Source organism: Pseudoclavibacter sp. 8L (assembly GCF_902506465.1).
GTDB lineage: Bacteria > Actinomycetota > Actinomycetes > Actinomycetales > Microbacteriaceae > Pseudoclavibacter.
The window spans coordinates 294,688-315,933 of record NZ_LR733186.1; the positions used below are offsets into that span (position 1 = coordinate 294,688).

The 21,246-nt window shown below is 66.4% G+C and carries 25 protein-coding genes and 4 tRNA genes; 8 read left to right on the forward strand and 21 right to left on the reverse strand.

Annotation, left to right across the window (positions count from 1 at the left end; genetic code table 11):
- Positions 1 to 6 precede the first annotated feature (6 nt).
- The 11 genes from yajC to GV007_RS08080 form a co-directional block, all read right to left on the reverse strand.
- Entirely contained in the window at positions 7 to 402 is a 396-nt protein-coding gene (yajC, locus tag GV007_RS19185; RefSeq protein WP_160071806.1) for a preprotein translocase subunit YajC, read from the reverse strand.
- A gap of 125 nt (positions 403 to 527) precedes the next feature.
- Positions 528 to 1,562, reverse strand: coding sequence for a Holliday junction branch migration DNA helicase RuvB (ruvB, locus tag GV007_RS08035; RefSeq protein ID WP_104298771.1), 1,035 nt, complete (start codon positions 1,560 to 1,562; stop codon positions 528 to 530).
- Entirely contained in the window at positions 1,559 to 2,182 is a 624-nt protein-coding gene (gene ruvA, locus GV007_RS08040) for a Holliday junction branch migration protein RuvA (protein WP_160071807.1), read from the reverse strand. The genes ruvB and ruvA overlap by 4 nt, the downstream gene beginning before the upstream one ends.
- Before the next feature lie 4 nt (positions 2,183 to 2,186).
- Positions 2,187 to 2,813, reverse strand: coding sequence for a crossover junction endodeoxyribonuclease RuvC (gene ruvC, locus GV007_RS08045; protein ID WP_160071808.1), 627 nt, complete (start codon positions 2,811 to 2,813; stop codon positions 2,187 to 2,189).
- Positions 2,814 to 2,818: 5 nt separating this feature from the next.
- The gene (locus tag GV007_RS08050) at positions 2,819 to 3,583 is read right to left on the reverse strand and encodes a YebC/PmpR family DNA-binding transcriptional regulator (RefSeq protein WP_104241297.1); all 765 of its coding nucleotides are present in this window, start codon (positions 3,581 to 3,583) and stop codon (positions 2,819 to 2,821) included.
- Between the two features lie 128 nt (positions 3,584 to 3,711).
- The gene (locus GV007_RS08055; RefSeq protein ID WP_160071809.1) at positions 3,712 to 5,016 is read right to left on the reverse strand and encodes a M18 family aminopeptidase; all 1,305 of its coding nucleotides are present in this window, start codon (positions 5,014 to 5,016) and stop codon (positions 3,712 to 3,714) included.
- A 46-nt stretch (positions 5,017 to 5,062) separates the two neighbouring features.
- Entirely contained in the window at positions 5,063 to 5,659 is a 597-nt protein-coding gene (gene pdxT, locus GV007_RS08060) for a pyridoxal 5'-phosphate synthase glutaminase subunit PdxT (protein WP_160071810.1), read from the reverse strand.
- A gap of 7 nt (positions 5,660 to 5,666) precedes the next feature.
- Positions 5,667 to 6,584, reverse strand: coding sequence for a pyridoxal 5'-phosphate synthase lyase subunit PdxS (gene pdxS / locus GV007_RS08065; protein WP_104241300.1), 918 nt, complete (start codon positions 6,582 to 6,584; stop codon positions 5,667 to 5,669).
- A gap of 118 nt (positions 6,585 to 6,702) precedes the next feature.
- The gene (locus tag GV007_RS08070; RefSeq protein ID WP_104241301.1) at positions 6,703 to 7,275 is read right to left on the reverse strand and encodes an HIT family protein; all 573 of its coding nucleotides are present in this window, start codon (positions 7,273 to 7,275) and stop codon (positions 6,703 to 6,705) included.
- On the reverse strand, positions 7,272 to 9,194 hold the full coding sequence (gene thrS, locus GV007_RS08075) for a threonine--tRNA ligase (RefSeq protein ID WP_160074150.1): 1,923 nt from the start codon (positions 9,192 to 9,194) through the stop codon (positions 7,272 to 7,274). The genes GV007_RS08070 and thrS overlap by 4 nt, the downstream gene beginning before the upstream one ends.
- Positions 9,195 to 9,394: 200 nt before the next feature.
- Positions 9,395 to 9,811: a hypothetical protein gene (locus GV007_RS08080; RefSeq protein ID WP_160071811.1), complete on the reverse strand. Its 417-nt coding sequence runs from the start codon at positions 9,809 to 9,811 to the stop codon at positions 9,395 to 9,397.
- A 241-nt stretch (positions 9,812 to 10,052) separates the two neighbouring features.
- On the opposite strand from GV007_RS08080, the gene GV007_RS08085 reads away from it, so the two are divergent.
- From GV007_RS08085 to GV007_RS08105, 5 genes are all read left to right on the forward strand, one after another.
- The gene (locus tag GV007_RS08085; RefSeq protein ID WP_236558553.1) at positions 10,053 to 11,132 is read left to right on the forward strand and encodes a fatty acid desaturase family protein; all 1,080 of its coding nucleotides are present in this window, start codon (positions 10,053 to 10,055) and stop codon (positions 11,130 to 11,132) included.
- A 115-nt stretch (positions 11,133 to 11,247) separates the two neighbouring features.
- A complete protein-coding gene (locus GV007_RS08090) occupies positions 11,248 to 12,090 on the forward strand; it encodes a phosphoribosyltransferase family protein (protein ID WP_160071812.1) in 843 nt (280 codons plus the stop codon).
- 51 nt (positions 12,091 to 12,141) lie between these two features.
- Complete coding sequence (locus GV007_RS08095; RefSeq protein WP_236558419.1) at positions 12,142 to 13,623, forward strand: nicotinate phosphoribosyltransferase; 1,482 nt, start codon at positions 12,142 to 12,144, stop codon at positions 13,621 to 13,623.
- The gene (locus GV007_RS08100; protein ID WP_160071814.1) at positions 13,620 to 14,249 is read left to right on the forward strand and encodes a hypothetical protein; all 630 of its coding nucleotides are present in this window, start codon (positions 13,620 to 13,622) and stop codon (positions 14,247 to 14,249) included. Before GV007_RS08095 ends, GV007_RS08100 begins: the two co-directional genes overlap by 4 nt.
- A 139-nt stretch (positions 14,250 to 14,388) precedes the next feature.
- Positions 14,389 to 14,862, forward strand: a complete 474-nt coding sequence (locus tag GV007_RS08105) for a hypothetical protein (RefSeq protein WP_160071815.1) — start codon at positions 14,389 to 14,391, stop codon at positions 14,860 to 14,862.
- A 142-nt stretch (positions 14,863 to 15,004) separates the two neighbouring features.
- On the opposite strand, the gene GV007_RS08110 is transcribed toward GV007_RS08105, so the two are convergent.
- The 4 genes from GV007_RS08110 to GV007_RS08125 all read right to left on the reverse strand — a co-directional run bounded on the left by GV007_RS08110 (position 15,005) and on the right by GV007_RS08125 (position 16,286).
- A complete protein-coding gene (locus GV007_RS08110; RefSeq protein ID WP_160071816.1) occupies positions 15,005 to 15,922 on the reverse strand; it encodes a hypothetical protein in 918 nt (305 codons plus the stop codon).
- Positions 15,923 to 15,998: 76 nt separating this feature from the next.
- A tRNA-Val gene (locus GV007_RS08115) sits at positions 15,999 to 16,073 on the reverse strand.
- Between the two features lie 6 nt (positions 16,074 to 16,079).
- A tRNA-Cys gene (locus GV007_RS08120) sits at positions 16,080 to 16,150 on the reverse strand.
- A 64-nt stretch (positions 16,151 to 16,214) separates the two neighbouring features.
- Positions 16,215 to 16,286 (reverse strand) — tRNA-Gly (locus GV007_RS08125).
- A 308-nt stretch (positions 16,287 to 16,594) separates the two neighbouring features.
- Here GV007_RS08125 and GV007_RS08130 point away from each other — a divergent pair.
- A tRNA-Val gene (locus GV007_RS08130) sits at positions 16,595 to 16,667 on the forward strand.
- A gap of 114 nt (positions 16,668 to 16,781) precedes the next feature.
- On the opposite strand, the gene GV007_RS08135 is transcribed toward GV007_RS08130, so the two are convergent.
- Complete coding sequence (locus GV007_RS08135) at positions 16,782 to 17,258, reverse strand: hypothetical protein (protein ID WP_160071817.1); 477 nt, start codon at positions 17,256 to 17,258, stop codon at positions 16,782 to 16,784.
- A gap of 239 nt (positions 17,259 to 17,497) precedes the next feature.
- Here GV007_RS08135 and GV007_RS19445 point away from each other — a divergent pair, with 239 nt between their 5' ends.
- Positions 17,498 to 17,701, forward strand: coding sequence for an HIRAN domain-containing protein (locus tag GV007_RS19445; RefSeq protein WP_442960385.1), 204 nt, complete (start codon positions 17,498 to 17,500; stop codon positions 17,699 to 17,701).
- Between the two features lie 3 nt (positions 17,702 to 17,704).
- The gene (locus tag GV007_RS08145; RefSeq protein WP_160071819.1) at positions 17,705 to 17,938 is read left to right on the forward strand and encodes a hypothetical protein; all 234 of its coding nucleotides are present in this window, start codon (positions 17,705 to 17,707) and stop codon (positions 17,936 to 17,938) included.
- Here the strand turns inward: GV007_RS08145 and GV007_RS08150 are convergent.
- The 5 genes from GV007_RS08150 to GV007_RS08170 all read right to left on the reverse strand — a co-directional run bounded on the left by GV007_RS08150 (position 17,935) and on the right by GV007_RS08170 (position 21,232).
- Positions 17,935 to 18,129 carry a hypothetical protein gene (locus GV007_RS08150; protein WP_160071820.1) on the reverse strand — a complete coding sequence of 65 codons (195 nt, stop codon included), beginning with the start codon at positions 18,127 to 18,129 and terminating at the stop codon, positions 17,935 to 17,937. The two genes, GV007_RS08145 and GV007_RS08150, sit on opposite strands and share 4 nt — an antisense overlap.
- A 333-nt stretch (positions 18,130 to 18,462) precedes the next feature.
- Positions 18,463 to 19,821, reverse strand: a complete 1,359-nt coding sequence (locus GV007_RS08155) for an FAD-dependent oxidoreductase (RefSeq protein WP_160071821.1) — start codon at positions 19,819 to 19,821, stop codon at positions 18,463 to 18,465.
- Positions 19,822 to 19,864: 43 nt separating this feature from the next.
- Positions 19,865 to 20,023 (reverse strand): hypothetical protein, encoded by a 159-nt coding sequence (locus GV007_RS08160; protein WP_328809449.1) that lies wholly within the window; start codon positions 20,021 to 20,023, stop codon positions 19,865 to 19,867.
- 460 nt (positions 20,024 to 20,483) lie between these two features.
- Complete coding sequence (locus GV007_RS08165; RefSeq protein ID WP_160071822.1) at positions 20,484 to 20,801, reverse strand: transcriptional regulator; 318 nt, start codon at positions 20,799 to 20,801, stop codon at positions 20,484 to 20,486.
- Entirely contained in the window at positions 20,798 to 21,232 is a 435-nt protein-coding gene (locus GV007_RS08170; protein ID WP_160071823.1) for a hypothetical protein, read from the reverse strand. Before GV007_RS08170 ends, GV007_RS08165 begins: the two co-directional genes overlap by 4 nt.
- Between the last annotated feature and the right edge of the window lie 14 nt (positions 21,233 to 21,246).

Consider the following 21,246-nt stretch of genomic DNA (forward strand, 5'->3'; position numbering starts at 1 on the left):
AGTCGCCTACGCCTTGTTGATGTTCGGTCCGGACTCGGAGCCGTTGTCGCTGTCGCGGCGCTCGGACTCTGCCTCGGCCTCGAGCTCGGGACGCTCTTCGACGGCCTCGTGCTCGGCGAGCGCGGAAGCATCGTCCGGAACAGCCGGCGTGAGGATGTTCGCGACGGTCATCGAGTGGACGCGCAGACGGGTGCCCGGCTCCGACTCGATCGTCGTGATGTTGTTCTCCTCGTCGATGTCGACGATCGTGCCGTAGACGCCGCTCTGCGTCATGACATCCGCGCCGATGACCGCGCTGCTGCGCATCTCCTGCTGCTGCTGAGACCTCTTCTTGTTGCTGCGCCACATGAAGAAGATCATGACGCCGAGGAGGACGAGGGGAAGGAGAAGCGTGAGATCCATTGTGGGTGCCTTTCTGGCAGTCCGTACTACGACTATGCACGCCCGGAACGACGGCAAACGCATCTAGTGTACGTCGCGGTCGTCCGGTTGTCGCTCAGCAAGAGCTGGAGGGTTGATGGTGGTTCCTAGATGTCGAGAGCTGACCGCTGGGGTGCTCCCCCGCCAGGAAGGGTGCGGCCGAGATGCGCGTAGGCCTGCTGCGTCGCGACGCGGCCCCTCTGCGTGCGGGTGACCAGGCCGGTCCGGACGAGGAAGGGCTCGACCACGCTCTCGACGGTTTCCGCCTCCTCGCCGACGGAGACGGCCAGCGATCTCACGCCGACCGGTCCCCCGGCGAAGCGATCGATGAGCGCCTGCAGGACGGCGCGGTCGAGGCGGTCGAGGCCAAGCGCATCCACGTCGTAGACCAGGAGTGCGTGCTGCACGGCCTGCTCGTTGGCGTCGGTCTCGTGGACCAGGGCGTAGTCGCGCACTCGCCGGAGGAGTCGGTTCGCGATTCGCGGTGTACCCCTGCTGCGGGTCGCGATCTCGGCGAGGGCCGCATCGTCGACGCGGAGATCGAGCAGGCGGGCCGCACGGGCGAGGACACGTTCCAGCTCGGCGTCCTCGTAGAACTCGAGGTGCGCGGTGAAGCCGAAGCGGTCGCGAAGTGGGTTCGGGAGGAGGCCCGCTCGGGTGGTGGCGCCGATGACGGTGAACGGGGCCAGCTCGAGCGGAACGCTCGTGGCGCCTGCACCCTTGCCGACCATGATGTCGATGCGGTAATCCTCCATGGCGAGGTACAGCATCTCCTCGGCCGTGCGCGCCATGCGGTGGATCTCGTCGATGAACAGCAGCTCACCCGGCACCAGGCTGGAGAGCACGGCCGCAAGGTCGCCCGCGTGCTGCAGCGCCGGACCGCTCGTGAGCCGAATGGGCTGCCCCGTCTCCTCGGCGACGATGAGAGCAAGCGTCGTCTTTCCGAGGCCTGGGGGGCCCGCGAGCAGGATGTGGTCGGGGGTGCGACTCTGCAGGGCGGCGGCCTTGAGGAGCAGCTCCAACTGCACCCGCACCTTCGCCTGGCCGACGAACTCGGCGAGGTTCGCCGGTCTGAGGGCTCCCTCGAAGGCGATCTCCGCCTCGGACTCGGGTGCTTCCGGGATGTGCGAGGCGTCGGTCACGACCGGCTCCCAGCTGGCCCGAGCAGCTTGAGGGTGGCCCGCAGCAGCTTCGCGACGTCCTGGTCTTCGCCCTCGAGGGCCTTGGCGGCGTCTCCGACCGCAGGCGCAGCCTGCCGTTCTGCGTAGCCGAGGCCGAGCAGCGCTTCGACGACGTCGCGGCGCACCGCTGCGGCCCCGCTGTCGGAAGAAGGCTCCCCCGTGGTCGTGCCCGGTGCAGGCGCGAGCGCGATCTTGCCCGCGAGCGAGAGGATGATGAGCTTCGCGGTCTTGGGGCCGATGCCGCTCACTGCCGTGAAGGCCTTGACATCCTCTTCACCGACCGCGCGGGCGACCTGCTCCGGCTCGAGATGCGCGAGCACGCCGAGCGCGGACTTGGGGCCGACTCCGGTGACCGTGATGAGGTGCTCGAAGATCTCGAGCTCCTCGGGTCGCTGGAACCCGTACAGGGTCCAGGCGTCTTCGCGGACGACGAGGTGCGTGCGCAGCAGCACCTCGGTGTCGAGGCGGAGCTGCATGGCATGGGCTGGGGTCACGAAGACCTGGTAGCCGACACCCGCGGCCTCGATCGTGACCGTTGTGGCGGTCCGGTACAGCACCTGGCCGCGGAGGGAAGCAATCACCGGTCTACCGTACGCGGCGGCCGCGAGATTTCGCGGCACGCTCGGCGGCGAGCCACGCGCTCTGCGCGGTTGTCGGCGCGTCCGAGGGCCGCCCGGCTGACGCGACGGCTCGCTGCGCTGGCGTCTGGCGCCCCGCGGGCTTGAGCGCGTCGAGCGGGGATTTCCATGCCGAGCAGATAGCGAGCGCCAACGCGTCGGCGGCGTCGGCCGGTTTGGGGATGTCGTCGAGTCGGAGGATGCGCTGCACCATCGTGCCGACCTGCTTCTTCTCGGCTGAGCCGTAGCCGGTGACGGCGGCTTTGACCTCCGACGGGGTGTGCAGGACAGCTGCGATGCCTCGACGTTCCGCTGCGACGAGGATCACTCCGGAGATCTGGGCGACCCCCATGACGCTCGGCAGGTTCTGCTGGGCGAAGACGCGCTCCAGGGCGATGGCATCCGGCTTGAACTCGTCGAGCACGGCCTCGATGCCGTCTGCGAGGAGTCGGAGGCGCCGCTGCAGCTCATCTCCGGGAGCTGAGGTGACCACCGAGACGTGCACGAACTCGACACGCTGTCGGCCGTGCGCGTCGACGATGCCGAGGCCGCAGCGCGTGAGGCCGGGGTCGATGCCCAGGATTCGCCGCGGCACTCGGACTACTCGTCGTCTTCGGAGAGCTGCTGCTGCACCTCGGCGGAGACGTCGATGTTCGTGAAGATGTTCTGCACGTCGTCGCTGTCCTCGAGTGCGTCGATGAGGCGGAACACCTTGCGAGCGGTGTCGGCGTCGGCCTCGACCTTGACGTTCGGCACGAACTCGGCGTCGGCGGAGTCGTAGTCGATGCCCGCGGCCTGCAGGGCCGTGCGCGCGCCGACCATCTCGCTGGCCTCCGTGCGGATCTCGAACACGTGCCCGTGGTCGATGACCTCCTCGGCGCCGGCGTCGAGGACGACCTCGAGCACGTCGTCCTCGGTGGGGGTCTCCTCATGAGGCACGACGATGACGCCCTTGCGCTCGAAGTTGAACGCAACGGAACCCGGGTCCGCCATGTTGCCGCCGTTGCGGCTCATGGCCGTGCGCACCTCGGCCGCAGCGCGGTTCTTGTTGTCGGTCAGACACTCGATGAGCAGCGCGATACCACCGGGGCCGTAGCCCTCGTACATGATCGTCGTGTAATCGATCGACTCGCCGGTGAGGCCCGCGCCGCGCTTGACGGCCCGATTGATGTTGTCGATCGGGACACTGGTCTTCTTCGCCTTCTGGATGGCGTCAGCAAGCGTGGGGTTGCCAGCGATGTCGGCGCCGCCGATCTTCGCCGCGACCTCGATGTTCTTGATGAGCTTGGCGAACGACTTCGCGCGACGCGAGTCGATGATGGCCTTCTTGTGCTTGGTCGTCGCCCACTTGGAATGTCCGGACATCTGTTCTCCGTTGTTCTCGCGCGTCTCACCTACGGTGGGCGCCTGCTGCTGGTCGTATGCACGCTGACACCGTGGCCCGAGAGGTGGACGCCACTGGTCGCCGTCGGCGAGCGGTCTCTTCGTCTAGTTTACGCGTGCTCCGGCCAAGCACCCGCGAGGAACACAGCAAGTGCGCGTTCGAGGGCCTCGATGTCGGCGATCGCTGCCAGCTCGCGGGCCGAGTGCATGGAGAGGATGGGGATGCCGACGTCGACGGTCGAGATGCCGAGCTCTGTGGACGCGATCGGGCCGATCGTCGAACCGCACGGGAGCGAGTTGCTCGACACGAAGGCCTGCACGGCCACGCCCGCGTTCTGGCAGACGCCGGTCCAGAGTGCGCTTCCGCGCGCATCCGTCGCGTAGCGCTGGTTCGCGTTCAGCTTGAGGAGCGTCCCCCGGCCCGCGATGGGCCGGGTCTCGTCGTCGTGCTTCTCCGGGTAGTTCGGGTGCACGCTGTGGCCCAGGTCGCTCGAGACGAGCCACGAGGCGGCGAGTGCGCGCCGCTGCTGGGCGGGCCCCGCGCCGAGGCCCTCTTGGATGCGTGCGAGCACGTCGCCGAGGAACGGGCCGGCCGCGCCGGAACGGCTTGCGGAACCCACCTCTTCGTGGTCGAAGGCCGCGATGACGGGGATCACGCCGCTCGGCACGGTCTCGACGAGTGCCGTCGTCGCGGCGTGGACGCTGACGAGGTTGTCGAGGCGTGCCCCGGCGAACAGCGCCTCGCCGTGTCCGAAGAGCTGGGCGTCCTGGGCATCTGCGAGGAAGAGGTCGAAGCCCGTGATCGAATCCGGGTCGACCCCGGCGTCGGATGCGAGCGCCGCCACGACGCCTCCCGCTGCCTCGAGACCGAGGACGGGGTGGGTGTGGCGCTGCGGGTCGAGGACGAGTCCGCGCTCGTTGACGCCCCGGTCGAGATGGATCGCGAGCTGCGGGATGCGCGCGATGGGCCCGGAAGCAGCGAGCACGGCGGTGCCGTCAGCGAGGGCGAGACGGCCCGCGACACGCAGCTCGCGGTCGAGCCAGGAGTTCAGCAGTGGCCCGCCGTAGACCTCGACCTCGAGGCGCTGCCATCCCTGCGACGTCGACTCGGGGGTCGGCTTGAGCTTGAACCCAGGCGAGTCGGTGTGCGCTCCGACGATCGCGAACGGCGTGGTCGGCGACGTGGACTCCGGCACTCGCCACGCGATGACCGCGCCGTCGCGGACGACGACGTAGCCACCGGCCTCCTCGGGCCACTCGTCGCGCTCGTCGAGTGACGTGAAGCCGGCGTCCTCGAGCCGCCTGGCGACCTCAGCCGCCGCGTGATACGAAGAAGGGGCGTCGCGGATGAAGGCCGCGAGGGACTCGCTGACCTGCTTGCTCCTTGCTGCCTTGCTCGGACGGCGTCTCGCCATGTTCTGCTCCTGGTTCTCTGTCGAATCGGTCGGTGCGTGGCGTCGTTCAGCCGGCTTGCTCGGCGACCCGGTCGAGGAAGTACCTGTGGAACCGGGTCTCGCCGTTCATCTCGGGGTGGAACGACGTCCCGAGGAGATTGCCCTGCGCGACGGCGACCACTCGACCGTCCGGGAGAGCCGCCATGACGCGAGCACGGCTCCCGACGGCATCCACGACGGGTCCGCGGATGAAGGTGGCGTGCACGGCCGGCCCGCCCAGCTCCGGAACCTCGATCTGCGTCTCGAACGACTGGTTCTGGGAGCCGAAGGCGTTCCGCCGCACCGACACATCGAGGCCGCCGAAGCTCTGCTGCCCCCTGATCGCGTCGACGACGGTGTCGGCGAGCATGATCAGGCCGGCGCACGTGCCGAAGACCGGCATCCCTGCTGCGATTCGCTCCCGGATGGGCTGAGCGATGTCGAAGATCCGAGACAGCTTGTCGATGACGCTCGATTCGCCTCCGGGGATCACGAGTCCCGAGACAGCCTCGAGCTGCGCCGGGGTCCGCACGAGCACCACCTCGGCGCCGAGGTCCGTGAGCACCTGCTGGTGCTCACGGACGTCGCCCTGCAAGGCGAGGACGCCGACTACGGGAGTCGCCAACGCCTCGCTACCAGCCGCGCTCAGCGAGACGGTGCGGGGCCGCGAGGTCGGAGACGTTGATGCCGACCATGGCTTCCCCGAGGCCCCGCGATGCGGCAGCGATCACGGCAGGGTCGTCGAACGCGGTGGTCGCCTTCACGATGGCGGCGGCGCGCTGGGCCGGGTTGCCCGACTTGAAGATGCCGGAGCCGACGAAGACACCGTCTGCACCGAGCTGCATCATCATCGCGGCGTCGGCCGGGGTCGCGACGCCACCCGCGGTGAACAGCACGACGGGCAGCTTGCCGGTCTCGGCGATCTCGCGCACGAGCTCGTAGGGAGCCTGGAGCTCCTTCGCGGCGACGTAGAGCTCGTCGCGGGTCATGGAGGTGAGCGCGGCGACCTCGCCGCGGATCTTGCGGATGTGCTTGGTCGCCTCTGACACGTCGCCCGTGCCGGCCTCGCCCTTCGAGCGGATCATGGCGGCGCCCTCGTTGATGCGGCGCAGCGCCTCACCGAGGTTCGTGGCACCGCAGACGAACGGCGTCGTGAACTGCCACTTGTCGATGTGGTTGACGTAGTCGGCGGGGCTCAGCACCTCGGACTCGTCGATGTAGTCGACGTCGAGCGCCTGAAGCACCTGCGCCTCGACGAAGTGCCCGATGCGAGCCTTCGCCATGACGGGGATGGAGACCTCGGCGATGATGCTCTCGATGAGGTCGGGGTCGCTCATGCGGGCGACGCCGCCCTGCGCGCGGATGTCGGCCGGGACGCGCTCGAGGGCCATGACGGCGACAGCGCCGGCATCTTCGGCGATGCGCGCCTGCTCTGCGGTGACGACGTCCATGATCACGCCGCCCTTGAGCATCTCCGCGAGGCCGCGCTTGACCCGGTTGGAGCCTACGGTCCCGTCGGCGGCGACGAGGGGTGCAGTGCTTTCGCTCATGATGTCCTTACTTTCCGCGTGCAGAGAGTGCATGGCGGTTCGGAGGTGAATTGGCTCAAGTGTAGACGCGCGTGCGTCCTGGCTTGATTGGGCGACTGCCCAATCGAATCGCGGTCCGTCAGGCCTTCGGCCAGGCGTCGGCGAGGGCTTGGCGGGTCTCGCCGAGCAGCGATGGGAACGCCTTCGTCTTCGCGATGATCGGGAAGAAGTTGGCGTCGAACTGCCAGCGCGGCACGATGTGCTGATGCAGATGACCGGCGATGCCAGCTCCGGCCAGGCGTCCCTGGTTCATCCCGATGTTGAAGCCGTCGACGTTCGAGACGGCGCGGAGCACGCGCATCGCTGTCTGCGTCAGATGCGCGATCTCGAGCACCTCGGCCTCGGAGGCCTCGTCGTACATCGCCACGTGCCGGTACGGGCACACGAGCAGGTGACCGGAGTTGTACGGATAGAGGTTCATGACCACGAACGCGTGCTCGCCCCGGGCCACGATGAGCGACTTCTCGTCGTCCATCGTGGGCCCGACGCAGAACGGGCAGGCATCCTGAGCGGGGTCCTGGCCATCCTGGATGTAGGCCATCCGGTGCGGCGTCCAGAGCCGCTGGAAGGAGTCGGGCACCCCGGCGAAGTCAGCCGAGCGCTCGATATCGAGGCCGTCGAGCTCGCCTTCGGGGAACCCGAGCGCGCTCATGCCAGGTCTTCTGCCGTGTTCACGAGCAGGTGCTCGTCGACGGCGCCGCGGACGAGACGGATCGCGTCCTCGATCGGAACGCCGTTGCGCTGGGTTCCATCGCGGAAGCGGAAGGACACCGTCTTCGCGGCGCGGTCATCCTCGCCAGCGATGAGCTGGAACGGCACCTTCGCCTTCGTGTGGTTGCGGATCTTCTTCGGCATGCGGTCGTCGGACGCGTCGAGCTCGGCTCGCACGCCGTGGGAGCGCAGCTCATCGACGATGCCCTGGAGGTAGTCGCCGTACTGCTCGGCAACCGGGATGGCGACGAGCTGCACGGGCGAGAGCCAGACCGGGAAGGCGCCGGCGTAGTGCTCGACGAGCACGCCGAAGAAGCGCTCGATCGAGCCGAAGAGGGCGCGGTGGATCATGACGGGACGCTGGCGCGTGCCATCCGGAGCCGCGTACTCCATGTCGAAGAGCTCTGGCAGGTTGAAGTCGAGCTGGATGGTCGACATCTGCCAGGTGCGGCCGATCGCGTCGCGCGCCTGAACGGAGATCTTCGGGCCGTAGAACGCGGCTCCGCCCGGATCGGGGACCAGGTCGAGTCCGGACTCGGTGGCCACCTCCTCGAGCGTGCGCGTCGCTTCCTCCCAGGTTGCGTCGTCGCCGACGAACTTCTCGGGGTTCTTCGTCGACAGCTCGAGGTAGAAGTCGTCGAGGCCGTAGTCCTTGAGCAGCGAGAGGACGAACTTGAGGGTGCGGGTCAGCTCGTCCCGCATCTGGTCGCGCGTGCAGTAGATGTGGGCGTCGTCCTGGGTGAAGCCGCGTGCGCGGGTCAGGCCGTGCACGACGCCGGACTTCTCCATGCGGTAGACCGTGCCGAACTCGAACATGCGCAGTGGCAGCTCACGATAGGAGTGCGCGCCCTGGTTGTAGATCAGGTTGTGCATCGGGCAGTTCATTGGCTTCAGGTAGTAGTCCTGGCCCTGCTTGGTGACGTTGCCCGCCTCATCCACTTCCTCGTCGATACGCATGGGCGGATACATGCCGTCTCGGTACCAGTCGAGGTGCCCGGAGATCTCGTAGAGACGCCCCTTCGTGATGTGCGGGGTCGAGACGAAGCTGTACCCCTCCTGCACGTGGCGCTTTCGCGAGTGCTCTTCCATCTCGAGCTTGATGATCCCACCCCTGGGGTGGAAGACCGGGAGCCCGGAGCCGAGCTCGTCCGGGAAGCTGAACAGGTCGAGTTCGCGGCCGAGGCGCCGGTGGTCGCGCTTCATGGCCTCCTCGATGCGCTCCTTATAGGCCCGCAGCTCGTCCTTCGTCGGCCAGGCCGTTCCGTAGATGCGCTGGAGCTGCGGGTTCTTCTCGGACCCGCGCCAGTAGGCGGCCGCCGAGCGAAGGATCGAGAAGCCGTTGCTGAGCATCCGGGTCGAGGGAATGTGCGGCCCCTGGCAGAGGTCCTTCCAGTAGACCTCTCCTGTCTTCGCGTCGACGTTGTCGTAGATCGTGAGCTCACCAGCGCCCACCTCGACCGATTCGTGGTCGGCGTTCGCGCCGCTGCCCTTGAGCCCGATCAGTTCGAGCTTGTAGGGCTCGTCGGCGAGTTCGGCCCGTGCCTCATCGTCGGTCACGACCCGGCGAACGAAGCGCTGCCCCTGTCGCTGGATGCGCTGGGCTTCCTTCTCGATGGCCTTGAGGTCTTCCGGCGTGAAGGGGGTCTCGACGTCGAAGTCGTAGTAGAAGCCGTCGGTGATGGGCGGGCCGATACCGAGCCGTGCATCTGGGTTGATCTTCTGCACGGCCTGCGCGATGACGTGGGCGGCCGAGTGGCGGAGGATGTTGAGCCCGTCGGCGCTGTCGATCGTCACTGGTTCTGCGATCGCCCCGTCCGGCACCGCCGTGGCGAGGTCGACGAGCACACCGTCGAGCTTCATCGCGACGACGGAGCGGTCTGTGAAGAGCTCGAATCCGGTGGTCGTCGCGCCGCCGTTCTCGTGCGGGCGGGTTTCGGTCTCGAGGTCAACGGGATCGCTGGTCACGATGCTCCTTGTCGTTAGGCATGAACAAGCGACCACTTTATCGCGCGACTGCCTCCGCTCGGCGCAGAGAACCCGCTCCCTGAGGAGCGGGACGCCTACTTCTTCCGACGCCCTTCGCGGGGCGTGAACGTGCCGATGTCCTCGGGTGCGTCAGAATCGGAGGGTGTCGCGGAGGGGCGGGGGCCTCCGCTTGCCGACTTCGCGTCGCCGGCGCCGGCTGAGGCCTTGGATTCCGACTCGGCCTTGCCATCCTTGCCGAGCGTGTCGACCAGGCTGTTCAGGGCGAGGAGCGCCAGGCGGATCTTCTGGTGGTGTCGGCCCTCGGTCTTGACGTCGAGCTTCTCGGCGAGCTTCACTGCCTGATTCTTGATGACGCTCTCTCGTCCGGTCACGACCTTCTTCAGCCCCGTGTGCACGGCCTGGACTCGCGCGCCCGAGTTCGCAGACTCACGCATCCGCTCGCCCCTCGCTGAACCCGTGCTGTCGCCTGCGCCGCTGCCCGTCGAAGCCATGATTCCTCCAAGTGCGCCGACCGGCGCGATCCGTGATGGCATCAAGATACGCGCAATCGCGATACATCGCGTGTGAAGACGCTGGGTGACGACTCGCACAGATACACAGCCAACAAAGCAGCTCATCCCGCTAGCCTGAAGTCAGCGATCGGCGCACTGCCTTTGGCGAACGAAACAACCAAAGGTTGCCGACCGAGGGGATCCTCACATTACGACTTCATCTTCTGCGCTCCCCCAGGGCATCGGCCGGATCCGCACCACCAAGCCCCGCACCCCGGGAGCGAAGTCCGTAACACAGAGCTACAGCGCCGTGTCGAAGGTCATCCGTGAGATGGGCCTGCTCAAGCGCACTCGCTGGTTCTACGGGATGCTGGCCGCTGGTCTCATCCTCGCACTGGGCGGAGCCATCACCGGGTTCATCCTGCTCGGCGACAGCTGGTTCCAGCTGCTCATCGCTGCCGCCCTCGGCGTCATCTTCACCCAGTTCGCCTTCATCGCCCACGAGGCCTCGCACCGACAGGTGCTCGAGTCCGGCCCAGGCAACGACCGCCTCGGTCGCTTCCTCGCTGCTGGCGTCGTCGGCATGAGCTACAGCTGGTGGATGACGAAGCACACGAAGCACCACGTGAACCCGAACAAGATGGGCAAAGACCCCGACATCGACTTCGACACGATCTCCTTCACGGAGGAGGATGCTCGGAAGCAGACCGGCCTTCTTGCACTGATCACGCGGAAGCAGGGCTACCTGTTCTTCCCGCTGCTCACCTTCGAGGGCTACAACCTGCACTTCCGCTCGATCAAGTCCCTCTTCACTCGCCAGCCCATCAAGGGACGCTGGGTCGAGTTCACGATGATCACGGTTCGCTTCGCGATCTACCTCGGGGCCATCTTCTGGCTGCTCCCCCTCGGCATGGCGTTCGCCTTCATCGCCGTCCAGATGGCCGTCTTCGGCGTCTACATGGGCGCATCGTTCGCCCCGAACCACAAGGGCATGCCGATCATCCCCGCCGACGTGAAGATGGACTTCTTCAGCAAGCAGGTCCTCACCTCGCGCAACGTCAGCGGTGGCTGGTGGGCGAGCGCGCTCATGGGTGGCCTCAACTACCAGGTCGAGCACCACCTCTTCCCGAGCATGCCCCGCCCGCACCTCGCCAGGGCTCGCGAGATCATTCGTGAGCACTGCCAGAACCTCGAGGTCCCGTACACCGAGACGACGCTGATCAAGTCCTACGGCATCGTGATCGACTACCTCAACAGGGTCGGCCTCCAGGCTCGCGACCCCTTCGACTGCCCGCTCGTCAATCAGTTCCGCCGCGTCTGACCTGACACGTGCGCAGAGGCCCATCCGGTTTATCCGGGTGGGCCTTTCTGCGTGTTGCCTGCATCTCCCGAAGAGAGCTATTCGTAAATCTACGAATAGCTGATACAGTCGACGCATGAGCATCCACTTCCAAGCACAGATGCCTTCCGGCTGGAAGGCCACAAGCGCCATCCGAATCCTGCGATTTCCCGGAGGCGAGATCACCCTCGTCGTCCCCGCGGATCTCGACGAGAAGCCCGCCTACGCCACCGTCACGGGCGCCGATCCGAGTGACCTCATCACCCTCGGGCTCTGGGCCGACTACGCGCACCAGCTCGGCCAGCGCGCGATCGCAGTCCTCCCCTACCTCCCGGCGGCACGTGCCGACCGAGGCATGCCCTTCGGCGCCAAGGTCTACGCCGAGCTGATCAACAGCTTCGGACTCGACCAGGTGATCGTCTTCGACCCCCATTCCTCGGTCGCTCCCGGCCTGATCGACAACGTCAAGGTTGTCGGCTCGGCCCCCTACGTGCGGCGAGCGACGATCGGACGCGTCGGATCAGCACACGACTACGTCGGTGTCATCGCACCGGATGCAGGTGCCGTCGGCCGAGCGCAGGCCGCCGCGTCCGCGCTGCACCTCCCTCTCTTCCGCGCCGAGAAGCACCGTGACTTCGAGACCGGGAAGCTCTCCGGCTTCAGCTGCGAGGCTCTCCCCCGTGACGGGCGCCTCCTCGTCGTCGACGACATCTGTGACGGGGGCGGCACCTTCAGGGGCTTGGCAGAAGCCACCCGACTGCCGAAGGAGCGCCTGACGCTCTACGTGAGCCATGGGGTCTTCTCGGGTGATGCCCCCGCCCTCCGACAGCACTTCGGCGAGATCATCACCACCGACTCGCACCCCGGCTCCGCACGCGAGGGCGTCGCGACCAAGGTGCTCTCGATCCGGAACATCCTCGCCCCCTACGTCGAGTACTGAGTCGCGGCCGACGCGATCTCGACGCCACAAGCTCCCCCGAAAGGAATGACCATGGACTACACATCTGTTGCTCCCCTCTTCCAGACCGATGCCTACAAGCTCGGCCACCTCCAGCAGTACGGCCTTGCCGGCGACGTCACCGGCGTCTACTCCAACTACACCAACCGCGGTTCCCGCATTCCGGACATCGGCGCGGTCGTGCACTTCGGACTCCAGGCGTTCCTCGAGCGATACGCGCACAGCTTCCGCGTCTTCTTCGCCGCCGACGAGGATCAGGTCTGCCAGGCCTATGAGGCTCGTCTCGCGAGCATCCTCGGGCCGAACACGATCGGCAGCGCCCACATCCGCGCGCTGCACCGCCTCGGCTTCCTCCCCCTGCGGTTCTGTGCCGTGCCGGAGGGCACAGCAGTACCGCTCCGTGTTCCGAGCTTCACGATCGAGAACACGCACCCCGACTTCTTCTGGCTCACCAACTACATCGAGACGGTGCTCAGCGCGGAGATCTGGCAGGCATCGACGACCGCGACGATCGCCAAGGCGATGCGCGAGACGCTCGAGATAGCGGCGACGAGAACGGGGACACCCCTGGCAGCTGTCGACTGGCAGGGCCACGACTTCTCCTACCGAGGGATGTCCTCCAACGAGACCGCCGCGATGAGCGGCGCCGCGCACCTGCTCAGCTTCACCGGCACCGATTCACTCGTCTCCATCGACTGGATCGAGCGTCACTACGGCGGAGCCTTCGTCGCCGGCAGCGTGCCAGCCACGGAGCACTCGGTCATGTGTGCGGGTATCGCGACGGTCGGCGAGCGTGAGCTCTTCGAGGGGCTGCTCGGCCTCTACCCGAGCGGCATCGTCTCCGTCGTCTCCGACACCTTCGATCTCTGGCGAGTGCTCACCGAGTACCTGCCGGCACTCCGAGAAGAGGTCCTTGCTCGGGACGGGAAGCTCGTCGTCCGGCCGGACTCCGGGAACCCCGTCGACATCCTCTGCGGGGTGGAGGAGGGTGCTCCGGATGCCGGTCCGGCCGAGCGGAAGGGTGTCATCGAACTGCTCTGGGACACGTTCGGCGGAACGGTGAATGCGGCTGGCTACAAGGAGCTCGACCCCCACATCGGGGCCATCTACGGTGACTCCATCACCCGCGAGCGGGCGGTGCTGATCACCGAGCGGCTGGCCGCGAAGGGCTTCGCTTCTGGAAACGTCGTCTTCGGCATGGGAAGCTTCGGATACCAGTACCAGACCAGAGACACGTTCATGTCGGCGATCAAGGCGACGTGGATTCAGGTCGACGGTCGCGGAGTCGACATCCGGAAGGACCCTGTGACTGACAGCGGAACGAAGAAGAGCGCGACGGGCCGCCTGGCGGTGGTGACCGACGCCGATGGCCGCATGCGCCTGATAGAGCGGGCCACGCCTGCTGAGGAGGCGGAGTCCCTGCTGCAGCCCATCTGGGAGGATGGCTCCTTCGTGCGGCGGCAGACGTTCCCCGAGGTTCGGGCGGTGCTCGCGAAGCAGACGGTGCTGCGTTGACCGAGTCCTACGACCAGCCGCTCGTCGCGATGGATGCACTCGCTGTGCGCTATCGCGACGAGCGGCTGGAGTTCGGCGTCGCGGTGCGCGAGAACGCGCCACACGCCGGCGTGGAGGCCATCCCCGGCGTGCTGCTGCTGTCCGGGGAGCACGGGGCTGGCCCCGTGCTGCGTGCAATGCGGACGAAGGCTGGGATACCGGACGATGATGTGCGGCTGACGCGCCAGCTCGGCTGGTTCGATGGCACGATGCGCGACCCGCGCAGTGCCACCATCTCGCTCGCCAGCCTCGTCTTCCTGCGCGCGGAGGCGGGCGACGGGGAGCTGCGCTGGCATCCGCTCGACAGTGCGCCCCACCTTCCCTTCGACCACGCGCAGATCGTCGAAGCGGCCCGTGTGCGGCTCGGTGAGATCGTCTGGCGCGACTGGGCCGTCACCCGAGCCCTGCTCGGCGAGAAGTTCACCTCAGGGATGGCTCTGGCGCTCGGGGCAGCGCTCGATGCGGAGCCCTTCGACCGACCGAACTTCCGCCGGTGGCTGGAGGGGACGGGAGTCGTGCGTGTCACCACTGACACCACTGGGGTGAAGCTCCGAGGTCGGACCACAGTCTGGGAGTGGAACAGCTGAGGTTCGGCTGTGACCGCTGTTCGTCCGCTGGTGGGGAGAACTCCCCCGTTTCGAATCACGGCCTGTCCGCGCTGTCCTCCTAGGCTGGCGAGAGTCGGACGAGCAGAAGGCTCGGGCCATCGCTGTCGAAGGGACCCCCATGAACCGCCGTATCGCCGTATTGACCATCGCCGCAGCCGCCATGCTCGGCCTCAGCGCCTGCTCGGGGTCACCCGCTTCGGAGCCCGGCGGCACGGCAGACTCCGGCACGGCGGCCGAGAGCACCACGAGCGACCAGTCGGTTGCAGATGCCTGCGCCGTCGTGCAGACCAAGATGCAGGCGGCCTCGACGGCCCTGTCTGAGATCGACATCACCTCGACCACTTCGGACCCGCAGACCACGATCGACGCGTTCAGCGAGACAGTCGACGGTATCGGCGACGCCGCCGAGTCGGTCTCCAATGACGAGGTCAAGACAGCCACCACGGCTGTCCACGAGGACTTCGTGACCGTGCGCGACCTGATGCAGAAGGTGCTCATCGACCAGGACACCTCGGTGGCTGAAGAGCTGAGCACTGCAACCGCGGAGATGCAGACCTCTGGGAACGAGCTCAACACGCTCTGCACCAGCTGACGCGACGCAGCCACGAGGCGCCCCTCGACTGCAGCCTTCGCTGCGGACGACGGGGCGCTTCTCTGTCCGGCAGCGACTGCGCACCCCACGAGACTGGGGGTCGCTGGCTCGCGCCGGGCGGACTCCGCCACCGTGGCGACGATCAGGCGTTTGGCGGGATTTGCGAGGCCGCCTTCTCGAAGACCCAGATGGCTTTCGTCTCCGGGAACCACGGGGTGCCGTCTTGCTCGAGCACGGACCAGGCGGCCAGGTGCTGTCGGTACCCGGGCTGCACCCAGGCCTCCCGGTGCACCGGCGTCAGGCCGGCACCAAGCGCTTCGACGACGTCGACCAGCTCGTCCAGCTCGAACTGACAGTACTGCTCCTGCGTCTCGCGCGGCAGCGACTCTGCGCCCCAGTTCACGGTCAGCAGCGCCTCCGTCACCACGCGAGCTGTGCCGGCGAAGCGATGCTGGCCGAGGCTCTCGAGGCGCCTCAGCTCGAGGAGGGGAACGCGGTCGAGGTAGGCGCTGAGGAGCTCGTCGCCGTCGTGGCCGGGGGTGACGAGCGTCGTCAGGCGATCCGGTCGAGCGGGTGTCACGAAGTCGCGGATGACGAGAACCCCGCCTGGGCTGAGCGCCTCGGCGATGATCGCGAGATTCGCCGCGATGGTCTGACGCCCGTTCTCCGGCCCGTTCGGGCCGTACGACGCGATCTCGTGCAGGACCGAGCTCATCACGATGCCGTCCAGATCGCGCAGGCCGAGCACCTCCAGTTGGTCCGCGGAGCCTGAGAGCACCGTGATGCCGGGCATCTGCTCGAGATGCGCGATCGCATCGGCGGAGTCGTCGAGTGCGATGGTCTCTTCGATGTCAGGGAGCACTGCGATTCTCGCCGCGAGCTCTCCTCCCCCGGCACCGATGTCGAGGACCCGGCCGCCGCGCAGCCAGTCCGTGAGCTGAGTTTTCTCGTCCACGGCGGCAGCCATGCGGCGGAAGTAGCGTTCCTCGAGTTCGGGGCGGGCAGTGCTGGTGCCGGCCGCCGAGAGCACCCGGGTCGCTGCGTGTTCGGGATTCATCACGGGCCTCACGCCTTCCGATCAGGACTTCGACGAGACGCGAAGAAGGCCCCTGATTTCTCAGGGGCCTTCTCCTCAATGGTGGGCGATACTGGGATCGAACCAGTGACCTCTTCCGTGTCAGGGAAGCGCGCTACCGCTGCGCCAATCGCCCATTGCGAGGTGACGACGGGATTCGAACCCGTGTGGACGGCTTTGCAGGCCGCTGCCTCGCCTCTCGGCCACGTCACCGTGTTGTGGGTTGAAACCCGTGCAAACTCCTTCTGGTGTTTACCACCAGACTGAGTCACACTCGAGCGGATGACGAGATTCGAACTCGCGACCCTCACCTTGGCAAGGTGATGCGCTACCACTGCGCCACATCCGCATTGCGCTTGTCTCGGGAACTTCCGTTCCGGCTTGACCAGCGCGAGAATGACTCTATAGGAACTCGGGCCGCGATACAAAATCCACCGGTGTAATTCGAGGAAAGTCCTGGTCAGGTCGGCAGGTCGCGATTGCGCCTGCGCAGCTGCACCGCTCTCCCGCTGCTTGCACGATGGGGCGAACGCCGTCGTAAGGCGTCGCGAGCTTGCCGTGCGGGTCAGAGCCTGCCGGAGTAGCAACACGCAACACCCGCGCGCGCGTGGGTGATCATCCACAGCCCGAATCTGTGGCATGATTAGTCCTCGTCGCGGGTGATTGGCGCAGTTGGTAGCGCGCTTCCTTCACACGGAAGAGGTCGTGGGTTCGAGTCCCGCATCACCCACTAGAGAAAGCCCCGATCTGACGCGTAAACGTCGGATCGGGGCTTTCGTCTTGCTCGGGAAGTTGGCGCAGAGTTGGCGCAAACCTGTTTCGGTGCCGGCTCGCGAGGCCTGAACTAAGACACGTCGGCCGCTTCGTAAACGTCGACACAGGCGCCGAGGAGTGCAGTGGCATCCGGGCCCACCGACGTCGTGATCGTCGTGTTCACGCCTGTGTCGTAGATCTGCTGCAGCGCGTGGATTGGCTCGTGATACGCGACGAGTGCTGTCCTGAGTTCGGGAGACGCCCACCCCTCGAAGCGGAGCAACTTCTCGTCCAAAACTGCGAGCTTGAGGGGATCGATCCCTCCCCCGCTGGGGTCATCGGTGATGGACTCGACCATGGCGTCACTCTCGAGAGCGACTTCGCCGGAAGCAGGGATCATCAGCTCGCAGATCTCAACATCCGTGAGCGGTTCAACCGTCGGTGTCGGCGTCGGTGTCGGCTGGGCTGACGCCGAGGGAGCAGTCGCGTCGCTGGTATCGGCGGCGCAGCCGGTGAGGGCCAGGGCAAGTGCAGCCGCGGCGACGATGGGGAAGATCCTCCTGCGCATGCGCGAATCTTACGGTCGACCACGGACATATGGTGCCCCGGTGTGGTGCCAGAGAAGGCCAGCACTGGCATGATCAGCCCACGACGCATCAGGCAGGTGTCCACCGAACGGACCGCGACTCGATCTACCTGCACTCTTCACGTTGGGATGAGCTCCTCAAGTCCGTGGATGCACTCCGAGTCGGGCCGCACGGAGGCGAGCGGTGGCTCTACGAGGTCACTACGAGGAAGCTCGTCAACATGGGGTGCCGGAACTTGCTCGCTTTGGAGCTTTGGACTGCACAACTTCGGGGCCTCAAGTACTACCAAGAGCGTCGCGCTGACACACGGCCGGGCCGAATCGCGACTCTCGTGCGCGAGCCAGACAATGAGCACGACCCCTTCGCGGTAGCTGTCTTCGCTGACGCCGTGAAAGTTGGGTATCTGCCCAAGATGATGGCGTGACGAGTGGCCAAGCAACTCGACGTGGGCATCGTCTTGCATGCGATTTTCATTGCTGGCGCGCGTTCAGCAGTGGAAGCCGGTCGCGTACGCGTGATTGCCGCGAAGCGCGAAACTCTCGAGTTGCTGCAAAGTACTCCCCCACGAGCGCAACTGACAACCTCGATGGCTACTCAAAAGCACGTGCCGGAACCTGAGGGAGATTTCTGGTCCCGCGTCAAGCGCGCGTTCTTAGGCTAGAACGACGTCAGTCTGTCGGTGGCCTGTGCGAGCATCCACGGCATGAACGAGCCAGCCATCAAGGTCACTGCCGAAGTCGCCCTCGAGTCGCTGGCGTTGCGCTGAGAGACGGTCCGGGAGCGGGTCGACTCGCAGTGGACGAAACGCATCGTCTGCTGGCGTCCGGTGGCGACGAGGCCCGTCGACGGCATGACCTGGCTTCTCTGGGGGTGGCTCTCCCCCGCTGCGGGACGTCGACGTCGAACTCGTCCCGGCGCCGGACACAGTCGACGGCGACCGTCTGATGCTTCGGGCGTATCCCACCAGCCAGACGAGTCGACCCAGTCGATTCTGCTCGGAGTGGAGCAGAAGGCGATCGCAGCTTGGTATGGCGGCGGCCCGCACGCCCTCAACCGAGGCTCCGTTCGACGCTGTGTGCCCCACGCGGCGTCCGAGATGGTGCCGTAGTGATCCCGACACCGGCGGGGTGCGTGCGGAACGCCCCCTTGGGTCCATCGCGAACTGCAGTCGGCACGGGTATGCGGTCACCGGAGGCCTTCCATCGTCTGGTCCCGCTGCGCATGCGTGAGCATCTCCGCGCGGTTGACGATTTTCGTCCGCTCGCGCCCGCGTTCAGCACCGGCCGCACGCTCGGCAGCATTGATGCGCAGCCAGCCGTCGAGGTCGACCGCGTGAGCAAGATGCGCGGTCGGATCGTCTTCGCGCGGGGCATGCTCGACAATGGCGAGATCGTCGATGAGGTGGCGGACGGTCTGCCCCGCGTCGGACTTCGTCGCGCCGATGAGTCCGACTGGTCCGCGCTTGATCCAGCCCGTCGCATACAGCCGCGGGATCGGGACACCTTCGGAATCCACGACGCGGCCCTCGACGTGCGGGACCACGCCCTGGGTGGTATCGAACGGCACGCCTGGCACGGGAGTTGCACGGTATCCCACCGCACGATAGACCGCACCAACGTCGTACCGCAGTAGCTCGCCGGTGCCGACCATGCGGCCAAGTTCATCGGATGCGGTGCGCTCCATCTCGATGCCGGTCACTCGTTCGGTGCCGAGTACCCGCACGGGCCGCTGCCGCAGGTGCAGGTGGATGCGGCGAGAGGCGGTGCGCTCCGAAGGATCGCGCGCACCCCACTCAGTGAGCGTGCGCACGATAATGCGGCGCTGCGAGAACTGGGCAATCATCCGTTCGGCGTGATCGTCCAGGGCGAGTTCCTTAGGGTCCACGATCACGTCGACGTCGTCCTGCTCGGCGAGTTCGCGCAGTTCCATCGCGGAGAAGCGAACATCTGCAGGACCGCGCCGAGCGAACAGGTGCACGTCGCGCAGCGGGCTGGCGGCGAGCGGCTCGAAGACGGAATCGGGTGTGTCGGTGTCTGTGAGCGCCGAGGCGTGCTTGGCGAGAATCCGGGTAACGTCGAGCGCGACGTTACCCGCGCCGAGCACGGCAACCGACTCCGCTTCGAGCGGCCAGGTGCGTGACACGTCGGGATGCCCGTCGTACCAGGCCACGAAGTCGGCGGCGCCGAACGATCCGGGCAGGTTGATGCCGGGAATGTCGAGGCTGACATCGAGGTCGGCGCCGGTTGCCACGATCACGCCGTTGTACGCCGCACGGAGTTCGTCGATCTCCATGTCGACTCCGATCTCGACGTTGCAGCGGAGGCGGATGCGCGGGTTCACGAGCACATCATGGAGGGCATCGACGATCTTGCGGATGCGCGGATGATCGGGAGCGACGCCGTACCGGACCAGGCCGTAAGGCGTAGGCACCTTTTCGAACAGGTCGATCGAGGCTGACGGTGCAAGTCGGAGGAGGATGTCGGCAGCGTAGATACCAGCCGGCCCAGCCCCGACGATGGCGATCCGCGGTTCGATAGCGGTCAAGAGTCTTCCTCCTGAGGTGCGAGTGCCGCGATGACCGGCTGGTCTAGAGCGACCATCTCGCCTTGGCGGCACATATTCCTGAACCGAATTCGTCGAACGACTCGACGTTGGCCTTGTAGCCGTCCTGCAATTCATCGGGCAGGACGTTGTCGGAGGAGATGCCCCAGACGGGATATTCATCGATGATCGCCGTGTCCTTCACGTCGACGCGATCACGTACGTCATCGCAGGGTCATAATTCGGGTCACGATGTCCTCGCTCGTCTCGACGGGCCACGCCGGGGCCACTCCACGACCGTAAAACCTCAACTGGACTTGAGGTCAAATCCAGGAGACGGGCAGGCAGCCGATGAACCGTCATAGACCAGAGGAGTCGGTGGCGACCGGCGAGATACCCCGAAGCGCGTGAGTTGCCGCATCCGCCCAGCACTTTCCGAGACCCGCGGCCTTATCGCCTCTACCCCCACGTCAGGCAATTAGTGTCGCTATACCCGGTACATGCCTGCCACCCACGCCCATCACTGATTATCGGGTCGCCGACTGGCATGGCGGCTCAACTACGAATCGGCACTCGGCTCAGCTCAGCCCAGCTCGGCCGATCAGGGCAGTTGGCATCTGCATCCGCGGCGCCGCCGACGTCCAGCCTCAAGCAGAGAAAGGTCCTCACCCTCGAGCTGATCGGACGATTTCTTCAAGGCGCCGTAGGTAGGCGTCGAAGGACTCCCGTCCGGTACCGGTGAGTGCAATGCGCCGGGCTCGCCTATCGGCAGGGCTGTTCGTGACGGCGACGACCCCGGCTTCAGTCAGAGCGGACACATGCTTCGACAACGCCGATTTGCTTACCCCGACGAGGCCGAGGAGCACGGAAAAATCGATGTAATCCGTTGGGGCAAGGGCAGCAAGGATCGCCAACCGCACCGGCTCATGCAGCAGCGGGTCAAGACGGAGAGCTGCAGCATCTCCCGCTGGCACGTCGCTCATCGCCTCTTCCTGGATTCCACCACCGTGGAGGCGCTCGCGAGGCGCTGCAGGCCAGCTCGGCAGAAGACAAGGATCACGATCACGGCAGCGAGAGCACCGATCGTGTTCGGGGCAATCCATCCCGCCGCACGTACCGGAAACTGCACGGCGATGTATGCCGCGAGAGCCAGGGCGGCGCCGCCCCAGACCAGCCACGCACCGCGCCTGTCGGTCCACGTCAGCCGCGGCCGAATCGACCGGATCGACAACAATCCCACCGCGGCCAGCACAACGAGTCCCGATAGATAGATCATGTCAAGATCGAGCACTGCCCCGATGAGCAACGCGGCGCCAGACACAAGGAGGGACGTGACCCATGCGCCCTTCTTGGATGACAGACGATTGACTCGATGTACCTCAGCGAGGCGGTCTGCAGCTTCGTTGCTATCCATGGTTCCCTCCATCG

Excerpts from the sequence above, each read along its gene's own strand:
- yajC (WP_160071806.1), bottom strand. The coding sequence starts at position 402 with ATGGATCTCACGCTTCTCCTTCCCCTCGTCCTCCTCGGCGTCATGATC.
- GV007_RS08050 (WP_104241297.1), bottom strand. The coding sequence starts at position 3,583 with ATGTCCGGACATTCCAAGTGGGCGACGACCAAGCACAAGAAGGCCATC.
- GV007_RS08055 (WP_160071809.1), bottom strand. The coding sequence starts at position 5,016 with ATGGCGAGACGCCGTCCGAGCAAGGCAGCAAGGAGCAAGCAGGTCAGC.
- pdxS (WP_104241300.1), bottom strand. The coding sequence starts at position 6,584 with ATGAGCGAAAGCACTGCACCCCTCGTCGCCGCCGACGGGACCGTAGGC.
- GV007_RS08070 (WP_104241301.1), bottom strand. The coding sequence starts at position 7,275 with ATGAGCGCGCTCGGGTTCCCCGAAGGCGAGCTCGACGGCCTCGATATC.
- thrS (WP_160074150.1), bottom strand. The coding sequence starts at position 9,194 with ATGAAGCTCGACGGTGTGCTCGTCGACCTCGCCACGGCGGTGCCGGAC.
- GV007_RS08080 (WP_160071811.1), bottom strand. The coding sequence starts at position 9,811 with ATGGCTTCGACGGGCAGCGGCGCAGGCGACAGCACGGGTTCAGCGAGG.
- GV007_RS08090 (WP_160071812.1), top strand. The coding sequence starts at position 11,248 with ATGAGCATCCACTTCCAAGCACAGATGCCTTCCGGCTGGAAGGCCACA.
- GV007_RS08095 (WP_236558419.1), top strand. The coding sequence starts at position 12,142 with ATGGACTACACATCTGTTGCTCCCCTCTTCCAGACCGATGCCTACAAG.
- GV007_RS08105 (WP_160071815.1), top strand. The coding sequence starts at position 14,389 with ATGAACCGCCGTATCGCCGTATTGACCATCGCCGCAGCCGCCATGCTC.
- GV007_RS08135 (WP_160071817.1), bottom strand. The coding sequence starts at position 17,258 with ATGCGCAGGAGGATCTTCCCCATCGTCGCCGCGGCTGCACTTGCCCTG.
- GV007_RS19445 (WP_442960385.1), top strand. The coding sequence starts at position 17,498 with ATGGGGTGCCGGAACTTGCTCGCTTTGGAGCTTTGGACTGCACAACTT.
- GV007_RS08150 (WP_160071820.1), bottom strand. The coding sequence starts at position 18,129 with ATGCCGTCGACGGGCCTCGTCGCCACCGGACGCCAGCAGACGATGCGT.
- GV007_RS08165 (WP_160071822.1), bottom strand. The coding sequence starts at position 20,801 with ATGAGCGACGTGCCAGCGGGAGATGCTGCAGCTCTCCGTCTTGACCCG.
- GV007_RS08170 (WP_160071823.1), bottom strand. The coding sequence starts at position 21,232 with ATGGATAGCAACGAAGCTGCAGACCGCCTCGCTGAGGTACATCGAGTC.